The sequence below is a fragment of the Brevibacillus nitrificans genome, from assembly GCF_003710965.1.
Classification (GTDB): domain Bacteria; phylum Bacillota; class Bacilli; order Brevibacillales; family Brevibacillaceae; genus Brevibacillus; species Brevibacillus centrosporus.
Genome location: NZ_RHHU01000010.1, coordinates 346,424 through 368,045, shown reverse-complemented (window position 1 = coordinate 368,045; position 21,622 = coordinate 346,424). Strand labels below are relative to the sequence as shown.

14 protein-coding genes are annotated in these 21,622 nt (G+C 40.2%); 4 read left to right on the top strand and 10 right to left on the bottom strand.

Going from position 1 to position 21,622, the window contains the following annotated elements; genetic code table 11:
* Nucleotides 1-39: 39 nt before the first annotated feature.
* The 8 genes from EDM59_RS15315 to EDM59_RS15275 form a co-directional block, all read right to left on the bottom strand.
* Nucleotides 40-855, bottom strand: a complete 816-nt coding sequence (locus tag EDM59_RS15315; RefSeq protein ID WP_122924386.1) for an ABC transporter permease — start codon at nt 853-855, stop codon at nt 40-42.
* On the bottom strand, nt 852-1,862 hold the full coding sequence (locus EDM59_RS15310) for an ATP-binding cassette domain-containing protein (RefSeq protein ID WP_122924385.1): 1,011 nt from the start codon (nt 1,860-1,862) through the stop codon (nt 852-854). The genes EDM59_RS15315 and EDM59_RS15310 overlap by 4 nt, the downstream gene beginning before the upstream one ends.
* A gap of 359 nt (nt 1,863-2,221) precedes the next feature.
* Entirely contained in the window at nt 2,222-2,656 is a 435-nt protein-coding gene (locus EDM59_RS15300) for a DoxX family protein (RefSeq protein WP_122924383.1), read from the bottom strand.
* 832 nt (nt 2,657-3,488) lie between these two features.
* Nucleotides 3,489-4,727, bottom strand: a complete 1,239-nt coding sequence (locus EDM59_RS15295) for a DNA cytosine methyltransferase (protein WP_122924382.1) — start codon at nt 4,725-4,727, stop codon at nt 3,489-3,491.
* 263 nt (nt 4,728-4,990) lie between these two features.
* Nucleotides 4,991-6,844 (bottom strand): DUF1998 domain-containing protein, encoded by a 1,854-nt coding sequence (drmB, locus tag EDM59_RS15290; protein WP_122924381.1) that lies wholly within the window; start codon nt 6,842-6,844, stop codon nt 4,991-4,993.
* Nucleotides 6,845-6,846: 2 nt separating this feature from the next.
* Entirely contained in the window at nt 6,847-10,281 is a 3,435-nt protein-coding gene (locus tag EDM59_RS15285; protein ID WP_122924380.1) for a helicase-related protein, read from the bottom strand.
* Nucleotides 10,278-12,038: an NERD domain-containing protein gene (locus tag EDM59_RS15280; protein WP_122924379.1), complete on the bottom strand. Its 1,761-nt coding sequence runs from the start codon at nt 12,036-12,038 to the stop codon at nt 10,278-10,280. Before EDM59_RS15280 ends, EDM59_RS15285 begins: the two co-directional genes overlap by 4 nt.
* Entirely contained in the window at nt 12,026-14,617 is a 2,592-nt protein-coding gene (locus EDM59_RS15275; RefSeq protein WP_148040842.1) for a DrmE family protein, read from the bottom strand. The genes EDM59_RS15280 and EDM59_RS15275 overlap by 13 nt, the downstream gene beginning before the upstream one ends.
* Before the next feature lie 735 nt (nt 14,618-15,352).
* Here EDM59_RS15275 and radC point away from each other — a divergent pair.
* The 4 genes from radC to EDM59_RS15255 all read left to right on the top strand — a co-directional run bounded on the left by radC (nt 15,353) and on the right by EDM59_RS15255 (nt 17,937).
* Nucleotides 15,353-15,961, top strand: coding sequence for a RadC family protein (gene radC, locus EDM59_RS15270; protein ID WP_122924377.1), 609 nt, complete (start codon nt 15,353-15,355; stop codon nt 15,959-15,961).
* Nucleotides 15,962-16,099: 138 nt separating this feature from the next.
* Complete coding sequence (locus EDM59_RS15265) at nt 16,100-16,552, top strand: helix-turn-helix domain-containing protein (protein WP_122924376.1); 453 nt, start codon at nt 16,100-16,102, stop codon at nt 16,550-16,552.
* Nucleotides 16,495-17,430 (top strand): hypothetical protein, encoded by a 936-nt coding sequence (locus EDM59_RS15260; protein ID WP_148040841.1) that lies wholly within the window; start codon nt 16,495-16,497, stop codon nt 17,428-17,430. The genes EDM59_RS15265 and EDM59_RS15260 overlap by 58 nt, the downstream gene beginning before the upstream one ends.
* A 57-nt stretch (nt 17,431-17,487) precedes the next feature.
* Nucleotides 17,488-17,937 carry a hypothetical protein gene (locus EDM59_RS15255; RefSeq protein WP_183192924.1) on the top strand — a complete coding sequence of 150 codons (450 nt, stop codon included), beginning with the start codon at nt 17,488-17,490 and terminating at the stop codon, nt 17,935-17,937.
* A 93-nt stretch (nt 17,938-18,030) separates the two neighbouring features.
* Here the strand turns inward: EDM59_RS15255 and EDM59_RS15250 are convergent, their stop codons facing one another.
* Entirely contained in the window at nt 18,031-19,173 is a 1,143-nt protein-coding gene (locus tag EDM59_RS15250) for a hypothetical protein (protein WP_122924374.1), read from the bottom strand.
* Between the two features lie 145 nt (nt 19,174-19,318).
* On the bottom strand, nt 19,319-21,274 hold the full coding sequence (locus EDM59_RS15245; RefSeq protein WP_122924373.1) for a hypothetical protein: 1,956 nt from the start codon (nt 21,272-21,274) through the stop codon (nt 19,319-19,321).
* Nucleotides 21,275-21,622 lie beyond the last annotated feature (348 nt).

Here is a 21,622-nt window from a genome sequence, read left to right as displayed (position 1 = left end):
CAAAAAACGCTTGGAAATCCAAGCGTTTTGCACGATAACCTACGTCCGGCGCATATAAGCACGTACCGTCAGCGGCGCGAAGATCGCCACGATAACAGCGGCGCTCACGATGGAAATGATAAACTCGAAGCCAATCGTTCCGTTATTGGCCAGCTCCCGGACGGCGCTGACGAGATGGGAAATCGGGTTGATATTGACAAACCATTGGAGCCAGGTCGGCATGGTTTCCACGGGTACGAAAGCGTTGGAAAGAAACGTGAGCGGAAACAGGACGATCATGGAGATCCCTTGTACGCTCGCGGCCGTTCGGGCAATGACACCGAAAAAGGCAAAAATCCAGCTGACAGCCCATGAGCAGGCAATGACGAGGATCGCAGCGATGGCAACAGACCCCAGACCACCGACTGGCTGGTATCCCATAATGTACCCCATAACAAAGGTCAGCACGGTAGCAATGGTGTAGCGCACAGTATCTGCGAGCAAGGCACCGGCTAAAGGCGCGATACGAGCGATCGGCAGTGATTTGAATCGGTCAAATACGCCTTTATCCATGTCTTCTCGCAGCTGCACGCCCGTGACAACAGAAGTCCCGATAACCGTTTGCACGAGGATTCCCGGAATGATAATCGGCAAGTAATTTTCCACATTGCCTGAGATGGCCCCCCCAAAAATATAGGTGAACATCAACGTGAACAAAATCGGTTGAAGCGTAACGTCAAATAATTGCTCAGGTGTGCGGCGAATCTTCAGCAGACCGCGGTAGGCCATCGTCAATGAGTTGCGAAGCGTTTGACCAAAGCTGGTATGATTTTTTAATGGACGACTCGTCTCTCGCCCTAAAGATGTGCTTTTCATGCTCTGACTTCCTCCATTCTCTCCTGTTGGCCTTGAGCTTTCGTTTCATTCGCAGCAGCCCCATGTCCCGTAATCGTGAGGAATACTTCGTCCAAGGTCGGCTTTTGGACGCTGATTTCAGCGAGTTGAATTCCTCTCGTGCGAAGAGCAATCAGCAAATCCGTTACTTGATCGGCATCCGCCATGGGTGCCGTGATTTTGGCTGCTTCTGCGGTAACACTGGAACGAACCTGGAGGACCTGCTCCACGATTTCCTGGGCACCCGCAATGTCTTTTGCATCATGCACGCGCAGATGCAGGGCCGATGTCCCGACAGATGCTTTCAGTTCATCCACTGTACCTTCTGCCACGACATGCCCCCGGTCAATCACGGCGATGCGGTCGGCCAACTGGTCTGCTTCATCGAGGTATTGCGTGGTGAGCAGCACGGTCGATCCGGTGACCACCAGGCGACGAATTGTATCCCACATTTGCGAACGCGTACGCGGGTCCAGACCTGTCGTTGGCTCGTCGAGGAAAATAAGAGGGGGCTGGGCAATCAGACTGGCTGCCAAATCCAACCGCCTGCGCATCCCCCCGGAAAAATGCTTGAGCGGACGCTTCGCCGCTTCCGTCAATCCGAATTCCTCCAGCAGATCCTCTGCCTTTTTCCGTGCCTCCGATCGTCCCAGCCCGAGCAAGCGGGAAAAAATAATGAGGTTTTCCGTAGCGCTGAGCGATTCATCTACCGAGGCGTACTGCCCCGTCACCCCAATCAGCTGGCGCACAATATGCGATTCTTTCACGACATCGTGCCCAAAAATGCGCGCCTGCCCGGCATCCGGCCGAAGCAAGGTCGCTAGCATGCGAATCGTCGTCGTTTTTCCTGCCCCATTCGGCCCGAGCACACCGTAGATCGAACCCGCCCGCACGTTCAAATCCACTCCGTCTACCGCGCGATTTTCGCCAAACGTTTTTACCAGCCCTCGAGCCTCGACCGCCCATTCCGTGTTGTACGCATTACTCATTCCGGCATCTCCTTACCCCATGTTTTATTTGATACGGATACAATAGCGTGCGAATTTAAACGGAATGTAAACGGGGTGGCAACTTTTCCTTTGCAAAGGAGAAAGGGCTGTTTTATCTTGGGCGTTACAGGCTGATCCTCTTTTCGGCAACAAAAAAACGGCATTTCTGCCGTTTCCATAATTCCTTTATGGTGGAGCCTAGCGGAATCGAACATCTGACCTTTATACTGCCAATGTAGCACTCTCCCACAAGGTTTGTTTCACTGCCCATCAATCCGAAACAAGCTAAACGCCACATAATGGACGAGACACCTGAAACACCCTTTTATTGTAGTGAGAAAGTTATGCAAGCCACATGTTTACCCCGCCAACAAGACTGCTGCTAAAAAGACGACCTGAAGGACTGTACGAAGAGGAAGCTTAGGTACAGGTCTCCCCCCAATCGTTACATGTTCTCTGGCCGCACGCACATTGGCTGGGAACATCGCTACCAGCAGCACTGCCAAGCCTGTGGAAGTCGCCTGAGAGGTGGCAGGGAACAGAATGCCGATGGCTCCGGCAATTTCCAGCAGCCCGGTAGCTGTCACGATCAAACCCGGCTTCGGAAAAATAGGAGGAACCATGCGGATTAGGTCAGGGCGCTTTGCCCCCCAGTGGGCAGAAGCGGTAAGCAGCAGCATAACGGCTACCGCCCCCTGAAGCGAGGTGTGCCACCCTTCGAAATAGGTCAAGCCGATTAACCCGAGAATTTTGAACAGCAGAAAAGCTCCGACAAGCACGTAAAAAGGCACCATTTTGATCTCTCCCTTTAGGAATTTTCTTTTTAAGGAACGTGACGAGCGTCAGACCCTTATTCAATTCGCTGTTGTCCTCAGCCTTTCAGAAGCCTTTCACTGCCAAGAGGTATACGATCAACCATCACAATGAGCGGTAGCCGTAGAGGTGATGCGAAGACTGGCCCCAGAACCGAGAAGTATCACGATACTCCTCAGCGATTTTGCCGCTGTTGATGCAGCGCGGCACCTGTATCGATTCATTTTGAGCTGCAGCAGAATGAGTACAGCTAACCAGGCTAGTTTTATCTTTATGTCAGGCATTTGGGTCTATATGGCAATTATAAATACCGACCGTCGGTTTGTAAATGGATGATTTTTTTTGGGGGGGAGATATTTATCCCTGTGCTTTTCTTCTCGCTTTAAAATTGAAGTGTTTTAAGTTAAGTAGAGATGCTCATAGAACGTTTGAAGCACAACAAAAAAACGGCATCTCTGCCGTTTTTCCTTCGTTTCATATGGTGGAGCATAGCGGGATCGAACCGCTGACCTCTACACTGCCAGTGTGGAGGAGGGGTATGAGGGATAGAAGAAAAACCTCTTGAACACATGTGTGACAAGGCTTTGCAGAGATTTATCACGTTTTTATTCGAGATATCCGAGAAGCTAAAAAATATAAAAGTGTGACCAGTAATGTGACCATTTCAAGTTTAATGCAAAACCATCCGTTAAGTGTGATTATCTCTGTTTAATTATTGATCCCCCAAAATCAAAATACCAGTCATATCAAGTGTAAAGATATTCTTTTTGTTTTCTGTTCTGAATTAACACACTCATTTAACCCGAATGAGGATTAAATTGCTTGCAGCATTCTTCTTATGCTGCATGCTATAGATTCAGCCATTACGGGAGGGACAGCATTGCCAATCTGTGTGAATATAGCTGTTCTGGGTCCTTCAAAATAAAAGTTGTCAGGAAAAGATTGTATTCTCGCTGCCTCCCTCACAGAAAGAGAGCGGAGTTGATTTATATCTGGATGGATATAATAATGACCATCCTTTGCTATATGCGCAACTACAGTGTGAGTGTATGCGAGATCTGCACTTACCACTTTAAACCGATCTAGAAAAGAAGTAAGATTTTGATGAGTACGTAATTCCTCTGGTAGCTCATCGTATTTGAGTCGCTTTTTTTCATTTTTCCAGAGTTCAATTGCTATCTTATATATTTCTCTGTCCCTTTCATTATGGACACGACAAATATGCTGAGTTAGAATATCTTCTTCTGTTCGAATACCGTAATTTTTAAGATAACTCGATGGTTTTTGTTTGTAAAATCCAATGTTTAATTTTTCTCCAGGTTCCAACTCTGGTAAGTCTGATAATACGTCATTTACTTTATAAGAGTGATTGACCAGGTTGAATTTAGGATATGAAAGATTAAGGCCTTTCTTCCATCCAATCAAAATAACCCGCTTTCTTTGTTGTAATACTCCAAAAGATGAAGCGTCCAATGTACGGGCCTCTATATTGTAACCAGCGTCATTCATATACCTTTTCACATCATCAAATAACTTCCCCTTGCCCGCAGTTAAAATTCCTGGTACATTTTCAAATACGAATATTTTCGGCTTGAACTGTACTAAGAATTTAATGTATTGTTTATACAAATAATTTCGTGGATCGTGTTCTTTGCCGTAAGGATCCCTCGCTCGTCCAACTAAAGAGTATGCTTGACAGGGAGGACCTCCAACAATTACATCAATATTTGTAACACCTTTCGCAGACATAATCGACTCGATTTTGGTAAATATTGAATCAATTGTAAAATCGGAAATTTCCTCATTAATAACTGAATCAAGCAAATCGCTAGGAATATTAGACAAGAAGTCTTCCCTCGAACATTTAGCAGAAATATAATCAAAATAAATATCTTTCGACCTGTTTTGTTCAAGAAAATGATATGCTGCTCTTGTTCGCAAAGTTTGAGAAGCATACCGATCATACTCAACATGGGCCACAGGTAAAAAACCGTTTCTGATAAACCCCTCTGAAAGCCCACCTGCTCCAGCAAACAAATCTATGTAATTCATTATTCTCCCTCCCATGGAACATGGGATCTAAAAGCAAAAGCACCCATAGTTTCTCATTTTATAATAGAATAAGTTATTTTACCACTAAAACCTTAATATTAAATCCTTTTGTTACACAAATCCCAAACATCTTGAGCATGTAGTATTTAAGATTTAAAGTCTCTCTATGGTGGATCTTTGTGATATTGTAGACAAATGAGAATAACTATAACCCACCTTGAATTTAGTTACCACTATAAGAAAAGCATTTTTGATAGTTATTTTTAACTTTCATCAAATCCAGCAAAATAACCAATATCAGCGTTTTCATGTGTTCCAGATAATAGAGCTCTGTCTAATTTTTTGTTTGACTCCTCACATGAGGTCTCCGGTAATAGAGCACAACTATGACATGCCGCTAAGTTACACGAATCTGGACCTTGTCCAGCACTCTCCATACATACGGGATCTGAAGAACACCATTTAGCATTGTGCAAGGCATTTATAAGAATATTTTCAAGATTTCCAGGCAATCCTTGGCGGACCAATCCTCCCAGTGAGCCCTCAGAATCTCCAGAGGCAGTATAAATTAATACTCCATGCATAGGATTTTCCTTATATTCATTTTCACAATAAATACGTTCACGTAGCGCTGAGCTTCCATATCCACATTCAAAACTGAACTGATTAATCAGAATATGTGCGAAAGTATGAAGAAGAATAAATTTAGGAGAAATCACTTCCTCCTCCCAACCATTTTTCCTTCTGGCAGCGTTATAATTATCAGCAAGCTTCTGAGCTCTTTCATGAACACTTCTTTTTTCCAACCAAGAATTTAACACTTGTGAATCGAACTCAAAAAAGAGTCCTTCACCTCTTACAACGATAGCAGGAAGCCAATCAATACTCTCTTGAAGGTGTAATGCTTCTTTTTTTTCGTACAGTGGTCTGCCATCTTCCGGGGTCCATCTAGAAAAACCCACCATAGCCCTAGTTTCTCTAAGCTTGTGAAGCAAGGAGATACTTTTAAAATACCTCGTTATGACGTTCCCATACTCGCTACTATTTTTATTAGTTACTGAAAAGTCCTGATTGTCTCCCCCTGCTCCAGACAAGATAGCGTCGTATTCTAACTTACGATACATCTCTTCCGAATCTGAATCATCATTTGCTAGATTTGTTTCGGAATCCCTACTCAATTTTTTTTCCGCAGCGGTCATCAGTTTGTTACAATCAACATTTCTCATTTCAGCAACCATTTCGAACACCGCTTTATTCAACTGACCATCCACCCTGTGGCTTGTTAGCTTATCCCAGTACGTTTCCAAAATCTCCACAACTTTTCTATCCGTTGATTGCTCCCATTGAGGTAAATAAATCGAACTTCTAGTATCAGGAAAATAAACATTCGAAGCCCCTTTTTGAACTACACGAAGTTCAATACCACATTCTTTTGACCCCTTCTCACCTTCACCCAGCCAAGGTCTATGCCCGCTACATAGTTTGATTTTCGACAGAGCTCCTTCATTAAACGCACCAAATAAGGACCTCTTAGCTGTACAACTACAATGTATCAATATACCGGACAAGCTACTGTTACTTCTTCCCGCACGTAATCTGAGATTACAATAAGAGTCGTGATCCCTATCTGTGTGGACCCACTCCATGAATGGAAAATCCTCTATATGCCCCATTTCACAAATTGCTATAAAACGCACTGGGATCAAATACGGACGTTTCCTTTCTGGCAAATTGTGACATGACATCCCATCAGAAAATGATGGTCCTTTACATTTCTGCTGAGATCCAAACAGAGACAACTTTTCCATGGATCCACACCTAGGACAATAGTGCCATCTAGGAAATCTAACACAAGGAATTTTCAAGTTGGGGTTTTTAACCCCTGCTCCAGGTTGTCTATATTCTGGTGGAATCCTGAAATGACTCACGCCAAGTCTTCTTTCCAGTCGTTCCTCTCTGATGATAAATTCTTCACTCCCATTATTTGCGCTTTGATAAATTCTATCCCAAGCATCAAGCCCACAAACCATTAGTGATTCGTCTCCGGGAAAGTTAATCATCTGTCCAACTCCCCATGGAGAAATTAGCTGGGTTCTCCGAATAGTTCTTTTTTGCATGGTCAATTCCCCCCATTTTGTAAATACTCTTTAATTACCTGCGCCTCACAGCTTGAATCCACACTTCTCATAGAAGTTGGGGTCGGCCATGATTTTTCATCCCACTCTTCTAGAGGTGTGTTACCAGCAGGATACATTAATGGAAGTTCTGAAGTAGGAGGAGCAAAATCGCCATATTTTGGCGGCAAATATCTTGACCATTCGTCAATTCTTTCGTCTAATAACTTTTCCGTATTAATTACTTCATCCGGATCAATTTCCGAAACACGATTCATAATTATAGTTTTTATTTCTTCCCACAAAATATCGCTTGGAAAAGGCTGTGGGTACTTTACATTGAAATTGTATTTCGAGTACCTTACGAATCCAACCAGCAGTGCATGTAAAGCTCTTTCCCGTACCGGCGCTGAAAATGGAGTCACGCTTGTTGGTTCTACCTGGCTGTATATTGTTGAGTGATAAGAGTAAAAATGTTCAAAATGAGAACGGTCCCTAGGCTTTGTAGTATTATATATTATGAACACAAGCCCTGGAGCATTTTTTGAACGTCCAACCCTGCTTGTTGCCTGAATGTATTCAGAAGTTGTTTTAGGTTGTCCAGTAACCGTCATCAAGCCAAGTCTAGGAACGTCCAATCCAACAGATATCATATTTGTAGCCAAACAAATATCAACTGGATATGGATGTTTCCCAGTAACGGGATAATCAATCTCAAGGGCCTGCAAAGACTGCGGGATTTCATTGTTTGGTATCCTACTAGTTAACTCGATTGCCCGATTAATAAAGCGTCGCGGATCATGTTCTCCACTTTTATGTATACCTTTGCGCATCCAAACTGCATTCAAATATTCACGAATATCTGCTCTTATCAGTGTAGCTGCATGCCCGAGTTCTCGCAGGCTATTAAAATAACTTACAATACTCCAATATGGATTTCTTTCTATTTCATCTGATGCCGGTACAGACTTAACTCCTTGTAACAACGATGAAATAACTCTGATCTGTGTAGTGGCATGCGATGGTAAAGCTGATGCATGTACCCCTACGTAAATTCTACCTAAGGACTTTTTGTCTTCATAAGCAAAAAATGACTCACCAGCATCAATACACTGAGGAGGAAACTGAAATACATTCTCTTTTCCACAGTTATAAAGCGCATGTGCCTGCTCTTTCGCCCTGCTTATGGTTGCGGTCGATGCAACAATTTTGGCTCCAATTCCGGTCTCAGTATTTCTGCAAAGCTCTGAAATAAGTGTCTCATATAGCCCAACCATAGAGCCTAATGGACCGGAGATCAGATGAAGTTCATCTTGTATTATGAGTTCCGGTGGAGATACTCTAGGCCTCTCCCCCTTGTCTCTATACCCAAACAATGCCCTTGCCTCAGGTTTCCACGGAAGCATGGCAAATTTATCCACAGTCCCAATGACTAGCGTAGGTGGCACATCGTAAATATCCTCATCAATCACTTGAAGGGGAAGATCAAAATTATTTTTCGAAAAATCGCACTCATTGTTGTGACACTGAAATTTAACTGTTGACGGTGTTGGAACTTTTCTGTATCCTCTGATCAGAGTAACTTTACCTGCCGTCACTGGCCCCATCTGGGCACCGCACCACGGGCATTTCAACATGACAAAAGGGTTTTCTTCCTCCTTTCTGTTGCTATTATTTAATTGATTAAAAGCTTTAACTGCATCAGTGCGTTTGTTCGGCGTTAGACTTTCTCCTACCCATAGTCCGATTGTTATTCTTTTTTTTCCTAATTTATCCTCATTCTCTTTACGAATCATTTCACACGCACAAATCAATGACGCTGCCCTTTGAAATTGTTGGGCCGTTAATAATCTTAAAGTATATCGCATCAAAACTGTGGTGCCATCATCATCTTTATCCTTTAATCGTTTCATAAAAATAGTAAAGGCAGTCAGTCCGAGGTATGCCTCAGTTTTTCCACCTCCGGTGGGGAACCAAATAATATCTACTGTATTCCTTTCCTTGTCCTCTGGAGTAGAAATTGATTTTAAGTTCATCAGAATAAAGGCAATTTGAAACGGCCTCCAGTTCCCATATTTTTCTTCCGGCCAATCCGGCCAAGTCTCTCGATGATGTAGATCAGGATAAATAATCTTATCCAGAAAAACAGTCCCATTCCCTTCGTCTTTCCATTCTCGGAGTTTTATCCCATATCTTAACTGTTGCATTAGCATCGCTCTGTTCATTAGTAAAAAAGCTTTCTTAACATAAAAATTGTGTTCAATCAACTCAACACCTTCACGCATACGGTCAAGACATTTCCGACATGCTGCAATATGCCTTTCAGCAGTTTCCTTAAATTCACTATTCAATTCTTTGTCAGCAAATTCTTTCTGCTTATCAATCCATTGACTATATCTATCACAAAGTAATGCCAATTCCCTAGTAACAGATTCTGATGGACTGTAGTCACTCATTGAAAACATACTTAAATCTACATCAGGAATTGATACCGGCACAATTGGCTTCAATTCATACATCGGCATTGCTTCAGCCCTTATTATGCATGCTCTTTTTACTTCCTGTTTTTCTTCTTTTTCTTCCCATGATGGAGCACACCCGTGCCCCACTGCATACGTCTTATGGTTTCTATATAACAAACGCATGGATTTTTCATCTTCGGCATCTGATCCAGAAACTCTTTCAGGATAAGGCAGAAAACACGCTGATCCATCCTTACTTCTAACCGAAAACTCTGATTGAAAGAAACAATTCTCATTTTCTATACGACCATTTGTTGAAGATAAACGGTTGATTAAAGTAAAAGTAAGGAGTTGTGCATTTTCTTTCCTATTATACTGGGAAGTACGGTTTTTTATATGCAAATTAAGCCCTGTCGGAATTCCATCTTTCAACAATGGAATTTCAACCTGTCCTTCATGCAACTTATGCTGTGTAATTGGAACCGTCACATTCAGGGCTTCTCTGAAATATGCTTTTTTTAAAATTGAGGTTCCTTCGTTATCCTGAACTGTATAGTCCCCCTGTTTATATCTGCCTGCTGACACTTCAACAAGCAGTCCTCTTTCTGGAAATTCCAAAAAACAACTTACCCCCATTGCAGAAGGCATTTTAGAATTCGCAAGATTTAATGCATCGTCAGTCGAGTCGGAACTATCTTCCATACTGTTAAAACTTGCCCGCTCTCCTTCTATTTCAAGATCAGGCATATCATTGTTATTAATAGATTCTGTCAGATCATTCATAACTTTCTCTTCTGTAGGATTGTTTGCATCCCTTTGTTCATTTATTGATTCTAGAGGAAACAGAATTCCAGCTCCATACCTTAGCCGAGGTGGCTCACCAATAAGAATCTCTTCTCCGTTTTCCTGTATATGAGGCGAAACAGGATCGGGTCCAATAAGCTCTTTTTTTAATAGATCAATTATGGCACCTCTCATAATACAAAACTCCTTTTGATTAAACTTTTGTAATCTGTCTCTACCCGCTTATCGAGCATCATAAATAATCCCGATTTACCGCGTGACATTCCAACATATAGAAGGGATTTAAACTCATCATCATTTAGGCGATTGATTCCAGTGAGAAGAATATAATGATTTTCCCTTCCTTTAAAACCCTGTATGGTTGAGAAGGTAATTCCTTCTACAGAACTTTTCCTTACCGAATGTTTTGTAAGATCCACTATTTCAAAGGTAGATTTATTAATCCTAGACACACAGGAATTTTGAAATTTAAATGGTGATAGAATAGTGATATGCCGGTTAGGAATTTTCTTCACTTTCAACTCCCGAAGAATATTTTCCACCTTTGTTGCTTCATCGTCGATATCCTTAAAGAAAAAATACTCCACTGGGAGACCATCTATCTTCCCCGGTAAAAATGGCGGTTTTTCAAAACCTGAGATAATAGCTGTTTGCTCCCCTATTATTCTTGTATTTCTACAATTAACGGTTAATCGAAACTTGACAGAAGATGCTCTTGATTCAATCATTTGTTTCATATCATCAGCTGAAATCTCTGAATAAATAGCCTGTCTTTCAAAATCACAGTATATCTCCCAGTTCCCTCCAGCCAGGCCACCTCTTAGCAATGCGTCGAAAATATCGAGATATTCTGGCCTGATAAGATCCTGCCCTTCATCAATAATAATTTTATCAAATTGCTCGATTGTACCGTTGTCGATCGCCTCCAAAGCCATTAAAGGAAGCTCATTCTTAAAATACCCTTCCGTTTTATTTTTACTTAGCAGCCCATACTCAGGTGAAGACACAGCTATTTTCTCCAAAAACCGATGAAATGATGTCACAATCAAAGAGCTACCGCTCTCGGATGACGGAAACTGTTCAGACAACCAATCCCCAAGTAAAGTATTAAAGCATACCAGCAATACCCGCTTCTTTTCATAAAGACTTCTACGTGCCGATTCCATAGCAATCATCGTTTTCCCTGTTCCAGCCGCTCCAAGAAACAAACAGCGCGGATTGTCATTCAATTGATCAAGGCAATGAAACTGTTCTTCTGTGTATTTCATAATTTGCTCTTCAATATCTTCAAGTAACTGAAGTGGAGTAACCACTCTTTCAAAGTCACCTCTCAGGAAAGAAGCAAGTTGATGTATATCCTGCATTGTAGGAAGTGACTGAGCAGTATCAAACCAGGCTTGCCCCTGCATTTTTCTTACTGTATTTCTTGATAATTGATCTATGAATCCACTGATAGGCATACGCCTTGAATCTCGGTCAAATATCTGCCAACTTTCCTGATCCGTCCCTTCTACTTGAAAACGGATATGTGGGAACATCACTCCATAACCGTAAAGGAGTTTTCCTAGACGGCTTTCTGCTCCAAATTTTTTTTTGATTGCAGCAAGTAAGCTGAACATCCCTTCTTGAGCTTGTTCGAAAGGCCCTCTATTTTTTTGTGTAGTTTGTCCATATCTATTTGTGAAATGCCATATGCCTTCTTTTCTTACAATACTCCCTGACTTTACTTCAAGACAGAAGATTCCCAATCCAGGAGCAAGTACTAGAAAGTCAATCTCTCCGTACAATCTTTTTGCATGTTTTGTTAAAGCCAATGAATGGAGAACTATCCAATCAACAGTTCTCGGATCATGTTTGAACAAATCAAAAATTTGGCGTTCCCCGCTACTCTTAATATCCTCAGATATGTACGATGGTATCATTCTTGCCATATGATACCCTCCTTCCTAAGAAGCCTATTTGTCCAATTTATGCCAATATTAAGCCATTCCCCGCGAATTTCTTCCACCTCTAGAATTTGAATTTGACCAAGTCCTTCCAAATTAAACACTATGCTTTTTTCTGCTTTCGAGCTATTCTTGCCTATTCGCCCCTTGACCTCAGTTAGCATACTTTTTTGTAAATAGCTTGCAGCTTGTAAATGTGCACTTCTCAACTGCGATATGGATTCTGAAATTAATGGAAGTTCAGCCGCCAATTGTTCATCTTCCGTAGCTTTTGCAATCACAGCGAGATCAGAGTAATTTCCCGGCCCAATTATACCTTCGTTAAATAACCAATTCCGAACGGTAGCTATATGGCGTATACATCCATGCATGCGTAGAAGCTGAAAGAGCTTATTTAGATCGTGACCAGCTTCTTCGTATTTTGTTATAAGTGCATCCCGCCAACTGGCGGCTCTTGCACGGTGATAATATAGCCCATTTTTTTTCAGTGCCATATCAGCAATATCTCGAATGATATCATTATCAGAGTCCCAAAAAAGCACATAATCACCCTCGTTTAATTCATCAACCGTTTTTTTGGGAATCTCGCGTTGTTCTGTATTCCTTATTAGTAAATCCGTAACAACATGGAGACCGTAAGACGCTGTGTAAAATGAAAATTGTTCCTCCGTGAAACAAACCAGCTTGGCTTGGACTGCCTCTGTCTTACCTCCACTTGCTACTAAGTACGGTGAATAAGACAGATTATTTATCCGCAATTCAAAATCGTCAAGTTCATTAAATTCCTCCATAGTGGCATTGTGAGACTCGATTTTCGTTTCTTTAATTGCTTTGATTGTGGCCTGAGGGAAATCAGTATACCGGATCGTACAATTTTCTTCCCTACTCCATCTTTGTTTCGCATGGTCAAACCACTTCATTTCATATGGGTAGAGCAGCAAGGTTATTTTCGAACTAAAATACGATCGGATAATTTTAGTCATCTTCTCATAACCTAGCCACCCACACACTATTATCTCTGTGGGTGAATAAGATAAATCCGACTCAGCTATTTCCGACACAGTATAAAAACTGATGTTCGCTCCATTTTTATGAGTTATCGAATCTCCCCAAAATTCACGACACTTATCAGATTCGTTCTTTCTATGTACAACTAGCGCAATATTTTCCCAATCATCCGAATCCTGGAGCCGCTCTTTTAATATTGCAATCTTATGCTTCTTTTTATTGAATTTGTTTATATCAATCTTGCGTAACAAGTCTAGCAAACTGGAGAAAAGCACCCTCAGTTCTTCAGGAATCCAAATTCCAGCCTGTATTAGTTGCTGATCAAGAATATTGAGTTCACCTAGAAGTTCCTTCATCCTCGCATCAGTTGGAACTCTTATCATTCGGGAAAATTCAAGAACATTGAAAATTATTTTATTCAGTATATCGTTTATTTGAGCATTGTTTCTGTCGATAACTCTTTCAATTTCCTGAATATAATCCATTGCCTGTTTAACCAATGGAAATTCACATTTCTGCACGTTAATCTCCATTTCAGAAAAGTTATTAATGGCTCTTTGAATTTGATAGTAAACCGAATTTTTACTTACAGTAGAAGTACTATCGGATAAATTTATGTTTGACTTGTTCAAGTGCAAGAATCGAAAATTACGGAATTCAAGTTGCTCAATCATTTCAATCTCTGAATGATCAAGGACGACGATTGCTGGAATGTTATTCGCCAATATTTCATCATCAACAACTTGGAGATTATTAACAAATCCGGACAATCCGTCAAAAATAACTGCTCCTGTTTTTCCTGGGTAGTTTCCCAAATAATAAGATGATCTGAAAAAATCCGAAGCGATCAATGCCACAGGACTAGTTTCCAACTGATATGATGAAAGCGTCGTTACTTCCCCATCTGAAGTCACTTTCCCCCAGTGAAATATCTCCAAGGCTTTTGTATGATTTATCAACATTTTGTTAATTTGCTTTTCTGTTTCACTTACTTTTGAAATAAGCATTACATTTTGAACTGGTCTAATTATATTATTCCCGTTAACATTCAGTAGAGTATTGAGAATATTCGAATTGCCTGCAGAAAAACAAGCGTTTGAGAGTTCCCCTAATTTACACAGTTGCTTTTCACTATGGACAATTTCTAACATTTTAACAGCTTTGAATGGAATCATCGATTTGCCATCTTTGCAATTAACAATAATTTGGTCAGTGGAAGTATTTTTGCCAGCATACTCAACAAGGCAACCATTCAATAAAATCTGTTGTTTCATTTTTATGGAAATATTGTCAAGTGTAACAACCTCATGTTTATCTTTCAATAACCCAAGCCCACTTAATACAGCAATTAGAACAGGACTTTGAAACCTTCTTGGAAACACTATAGCCAGTCTATTGTTAGCTTTTCCAGTTAAAGCATCAAGCGAGAAGCTCGCACTCATTCTAATGAATGGATGAAGATTAATTTCAACAGGGGTATTCTCGTAAGAGATAACAATATCATTTAAGAAATCATAGGGTTCATTCGCCGTATCCATCAGCATCGATTTGTCCAAAGCTCCTCCCCTATTAGAATACGTTTGACGTTTGGATTCTATATAAATAAGCCTAAGTACTTATTGATTTTTCTACAACAAACCATTCACTCCTCTTTGTAATTTTGAATTTTTTTAAGACATCAGCCATTTTGACTAAAGAATGAGGAAGTGCTTTTAGATTCAATTATCTATTCATTATTTCTAAATTACATTCTTGAAATCCATGTTGCTATAATATTCGTTGGAAATTCATTAATCTGTGTTTCAAACTCAGAAACAGGTTAATCGATTATTCCCCTTTTTGTGCAGCCCAATCCAGCGCTTTTATCGCTTGTGTATGTTAATTGTGGCGAGTATATGTCATATAGTTACTCTTTTAATACTCTTCAATAAACTCTTCCAATTGAGGAAAGGTTGGTTGTATTGCATGCAGTTTAATAAAATGCTGCTTTTCCGGTTCACTTAAATAAAGCAATGCCATTTATTTCGCTCGCTTTAATTTTGGTGAGAGCGCAATTAAAAAACAATTCTTACCAAATTCGACAACCCCCTACTTTTTTCCTCCATTCTGAATTCGTATACAACTATAGTCATATCGTATAGACTCCCTAAAAAAATATATATTATATCTCGGAACCTATACATGATAGGTAGTTCTTGCTCGCAAGAGCTCCATCATGCTATAAGCCGAACACGTTTAACGTGTTCGGCTCTTTTCGTTTCCAACTTACCCGAAACTAGGAGGAATGTACTATGCACGAATATCACAATCAAGAATTAAAAAGGCTGATTTCCGAATGCCTTAGAGAACGACCAGACAGCTATGTAATCCAAGAACTATTCCAACAATTTCCGACATCAACAGAGCTAATGGACGTGACAGAACAAGAGCTAACTACCATTAATGGTATTGGAAGAGGCAAAGCCAGACAAATTATCGCTCTTCTAAAACTAGCGAAGGTCCTTACCGTTCCTTCCCAAGATCAATACGCCATTCGAACCCCAAAGGATGTATTTGATCTACTTGAACCTGAAGTAAGGTATCAAGCCAAGGAACATTTTATCTGCTTATTTCTAAATACAAAGAATAGAGTCATATGCAAGGAGATTATTTCTATTGGCTCCCTCAATGCTGCAATCGTCCATCCAAGAGAAGTATTCCGCGCTGCAATCAAGCGTTGCAGCGCTTCTCTCATATGTGCCCATAATCATCCCAGCGGAGATTCGACTCCATCTACGGAGGACTTGATTTTGACAAAACGCCTTCGGGAAGCTGGCGAAATCATTGGAATAGAAGTACTGGATCACGTCATTATTGGCGGCAACCGGTTCTATAGTCTGAAAGAAAACGGGCATCTCTAATCCCATTGCGCCCTACCGCCTTTATCCGCTATAACAGTACACTCCGCATCAATTCGAGACTATAGACACTGGCATCCTCACTATATCCTATTGAGAGCATTTTGAAGAAAGTCTATCGTTTTACTAGGGGTGAGAGACATGGAAAACATGGAAGCTATTGGGGAAAGCATTCGACTCCATCGGCTGAAGAACGGGATGAGTCAAGAGCAGCTTGCTTTGAATGCGGGAATAAATACGTCTTATATCGGTCAAATCGAGCGTGGAGAAAAGAACCCTACAATTAAGGTACTCGAAAAGATTTCATCCGCTCTTGGAATTTCTCTCCTCGCTCTTATATCCTCATACGAATCAACGAGAGGAGGGATGAACCAAGATTGCCGGGATCATCAACCACTGGTTTTTCTTACCCCTGACCACATCAAGCAATGCCTCCTGGAAGTGCTCAGAGATAATACGAACATCGTCATTACTCATCAGGGAAACAGTTTGAAAGCATATACGAATGCTGATATAGAAAAGGGGAATTTTCACACATGTCCAAGCAAGAAATCAGTCAATCAATTGGAAAACCAAGAAAAAAACCGCTCCTAAAACGTTGGTGGTTCTGGCTTTTGTCAGTACTTGCTCTCTTTTTGTTTGTTGGAATTTTATCATCTGGTGGCGAATCTACGGCCTACGAGTTAACCAAAATGACTACAATGAGCAAGCAACAGATTATCGAGAAGTTCGGAAATCCCTCTGAAATTGTTCGTGAGGATGCAGACGGCTACAGCTTTGGATATGATGCGGGATTTATGGTGAGCGGGGTCGAAAAAGGAGCATTAGAAATTTCCATACAGAAAGACATGATTAAATCCCCCACAACAGATACCTTTAAAATCTTTGATGTCACGATCGGTTCTTCCTATGACGAAAATATAACCCGACTAGGTAAGCCAAATTTGAGCACTGTCAAAGATGGAAAGAAAAATGCCATGTATTTAACTAATGAAGACTTCCTTCTACTGTTTTCCACTGATATCAACTCTGATCAAATATCCACCATCGATTTCGTAGCCTATAATGGAAGTGTTCAGTCCCAGAGTCTCGACCTTTCCAAGATGCTAGGGTTAACAGCCTCAGAAGAAGAAATAAAGAAATTATTCGAGGTTAAAGACAAAAGCACGTCTCAGGGTGAAACACTGTACGCCTTGGAAGGTTCTGAACTGGTTATCGACAATCATAATAACGTTGTAAAGCAAATCATCATCCCTACAAAAAGCATTTATAACCTTCAAGGGATTCGGACTAACGACAGCTTGGACAAGGCAACTCAAGTACTTGGAAAACCCCTACATACAAACGAAGGTGTCAAGAATACAACCCTATATAGTTACAACTTTGCTGGTAGCCAGAGCCCGACAATTGTAAATCTGACAGTCAATAATGCTGACAATAAAATCGTGTATATGGAAATCATGTTCAAGTAATGTCAGCGTACAAATTGTTGGAAGTTATACATTCCTATTTCTAAAGGAGGTTTTCATATGTTTTGGGGAACGAATAAGAACATAGCACCTTCATACGGTTCTGTGGTGTATACTGAATTAGGCTTTGGTACTGCGGAACATTCTGGTATTTTCGTTGGTCAGAATTCTATCATTCATCTGAATGGTCAAGGACTCATCGAAAGAGTCTCATTAGAAGAATTCACAAATCATATCACTACGTTCAATCATGAAATCTATGTCCCTTGTTATTCTAATAGAGATTGGTCTATCGGATTCCCTATGGCTGGAGCCCGAGCAACGGACCATCTGGAATCGATTAGAAACTACAATGTTCTGTTGGATAATTGCCATCAATTTTGTGCGGGTTGTTTAACAGGTGATTTTGATAATGCCAATAACTTTTTGTGGATGTTGAAAGACTTAGTACGCAAAGAGCATGGGGAATCGGTTACTTGGCGAAAATGGGATTGGAAAAAAGTATCGTAGAAAGGGAACATAGTAATATTACATCAACAAGAAATCATTGAAGCTTGTAATGACTTGAACACTGGAAGGGGCTATTCACCCCTTCCTCTTTTTTTACACCATAAACAGGGATGGTAAGTAATCAATCCCCCACGAAATCGGTATAGTGACGGGATTGATCCCTAATTCATGTAACCTCTTGATTCGCTTATCAAATTCCTTCTTATCGGATACCGTTTCTTTTACTTTCCAAATACCTCTTTTCTCATTAACTAGATCAAGTGTTGACAATAATGCTTGTCTCGTTAAGGCATTCATTCTTTTGCTTTGGATGATTTCCCTTGCTTTTGATAAGGTATAGTAGTCCCCAAAGCCAATAGTCTTTTTAAAATAATAGTGGAGTAGATTTTTCGCTATGTCATCTCGTAGAAATTGTGAAAAACCTTGTTTATTAAGACCGTTGTCTTTTATTATCCTGTAAACTTTGTTGTAACGGCATTGAACCTCAAAGCGAATGGTATACTTTGCATTTTTATCGTTGCATGGCAACCCATTCTCCTTTAGCTGCTCTCCTTTATCATAGCAATTAATGGTCAAATTCACATGATCAACCTTTGATTGCGACCTGGATGTTTTAAAGATGTAGAAACTATGCTCAGGAGATACATATCGCCTATTTGATTTATGATACCTCATGAATTGCTGGAAACCGTCAGGGATATCGGCCCGTTTGATGAGTTTCATGTACTGCTTGATGTGTTCTGTACAAAAGTTCAAGGCAAAGTCGATCCTTTTGTAACTGTATGAATCCAATAGATGCAGCCGAAATTTGATTTCTTTATTTCTCCGCTTCTTTTCGAACTTATTTTTGATCGGAACAAAAGCCCGCTTAAAAGCTGTATAAATGTCTTTACAATGTTTCATCGACACCAATTTAAGGTATTCATTTTGAAACAACAGCCTCATAGGATTCATGATGATTTCCAAAGCGCTATAACCGATACCTTCGGTGTTTTCTGAATGCCGCATTATTAGGTGCAATCCATTCTCTTGAAGTAGATTGCAATGATAGGAACCATCCTTTTCCTTATAAAACTTTGAGTGGTTGGATTTTGATAGTTGTTTTAGCGTTTCAAATAATGCTGAATAATAGCGAGAGTCCAGCTTGCAAAACATTTGAACGGTATGCTGCATAACAAATCCTCCAAATTCAATCTTGATTTTTAGAGCTTTGTTATGCGCATTTTTGTTTTTCATATAGTCATCTCTACTCGTTGAAAACCTGTATCATAAGAGCAATGAAAATAAGAGTAAAAACAAAAAGGTAATATATATTTATATAAATAAAAAGCATAAAGACAAATCTACCACTGTCTTTATGCCATACTGTTGATTAAATCACTTAGTTCTTCAATGAGCTTAGGTATTCTTCTGCTTTCCTTCGATCCATTCTGAAAACAACACATGATTTTCGCGTTCCTGCAGCTCTATTCCCTGTATAATCATCTTTTTCAGTAGTTCCTATCTTTACTGTACTATTCTTAGGATCATCATTTTTAGGGAGAATTACGGATATCTCTTTAGAGCGCAGCTTGTTATAAATACTTGTCTTATATTTGATAATCGCCGATTTCTGCTCATCTTCATGCAATTCCTGAAAACCGTTAACTGTTGACAGCAAAATCATACGGAAAACGGAGTTATTAATCCAGATAATAGATTCAACCTTTTTATCCATCCATGCGTTGATATCCGGGCTGTCACTTTTATTCTCGTAACTCGGTAATTCAACTGGCAACAATTCAAACAGTTTTTCAAGAAAAATAATATGCTCTTCTTTCATCGCTTCACTATTCTTCTCGTCTGCGGGTTGCTGTTCTACCACCGAGACTGCATTTTTAGTTATACATTCTTGCTGAAAAAGTTGCACCGCTTCATCCACATATGCCTGTGCTTCTTCATTGTATACCTCATGATTGAACACGAGAAGCTCATTTTTCACTGGATTAAGTAAAAAATCGAGTCCAATAAGAAGGCACGAATACATATGTAATTTATCTTCTTCTTGTGGGATATCGTCTTTTTCAATCAGCTTGCGAAAGTGTTTATAGCGCTTACGTAGATACTTTTCGACTTTCTTTTTATTAGAAGTTTCTTCGTGTTGAAATATCCTTCTGAAGAACCCAGTGGCATGAAAAATAGCTGATGATAGAATATCAGAATTTTGCCGCTGCTGTTCTACATGTACGGAACTGATTTCCACATCGCTTATGTCAAGGTTTAGTACAAATTCTTTATCTAGTCGTTTTTCATTTAAGATTAACTGTAGGTTCTCGACAGCGGAGTCTTGCATACTCCGAAGTGACCTCTCGATAAGTTTTGGGCGGGTATCTGTGTTTATTATCAGAATGCCATCCCTGATTTTAGCGGACTTCTTCTCAATCATCTTCCTGTCCATGTCCGAATTAATGTGGTACTTGGAATTCAGGCTGAAGATATTCATCTTTCTCTCATACAAATTACAAAACAGGTTGGCAAAACCTTGGCGATCAAGCGATTTGTTATTACCTGATAGACAGATCATAAACTTTGGAAACTCATCTGAACTATAGTTCATTAAGCTGGTAATTAGAGATAGAAAAGTGTAGGACAATAGTGGTAATGTAATTCTCTTGTCCGTAATGTCCAGCATACTCCACGTTTTCTGGAATGCCTCCTGATGGGTTAGATGTCTAGTTGGATTCATTTTATACTTTGAGTTTAATGACTTACTGTAGAGCAAGTCACACTCATCACTAGGAGAAACAGGAACGTAGAACCAGTCACGTCCTCCCTCGACCCATCCGCTTTGATTTGTATAAACTATATGTGGTCTCTTTTCTAATTGACCGGAAATCTTGTTACACACAGATATATAAGAAGGGTACATCTTGCGAATATTATCACTAATTAACTTATCTCCGAAGAACTCTTGTGCCTTTGACCAACTTCCGACCTTTTCATATTGCTCACTTGCAATATCAAATACGTGGCATTTTATTCCACGCCTTCCTTCCTTAACAAAGCACATTCTAATCCCCAAATCTCGCTTATTAGAGCCATCATCCAAATAGAGTTTATCGATTGGGAAGAAGAAATATTTATTCAAAAAAGGATCGGCGTTCAGCGCGGACGCGGATAGATCATCATATGGATCACCATAGATAACAGTAAAATCATCATCTACAAAGATATCAATGTTGTTATCCTCAAAAGCTTGGTTAAAAGTCGCTCTCATTTTCTCAATATCTTGAATATCAAAGAAAGAGTCACTACTTATATGAAAAGAGTCAGTATACAACTTCATACTTTTAGACATTTTTCATTCTCCATCTGTAATCATTTGGACTTTTAGGTAGCAAGGAAGCAAGGTAGTTAGGTAGAAACCCCATCTTTGTAGCCTTTCTATAGTTGTGCAATTTGTTGATTCTGTATGAGGCATTCTTTGGCAGCAACTATTTGAACACTGTTAAGACTCGAGTAAAAAATGATATGTCATACCTTGTAGTCTTATTTTACCATAACCTTTTGATTACGTGACGTTCATCTTCGCTATAGCCTGGTTTTCACTGCCCTAAGAAATCAGCATTGAACGTTATATAAATCGAACGAACGACAATCAATTAAAAACAACTTGCACTGAACAATATGATAATTGAACTTGTTG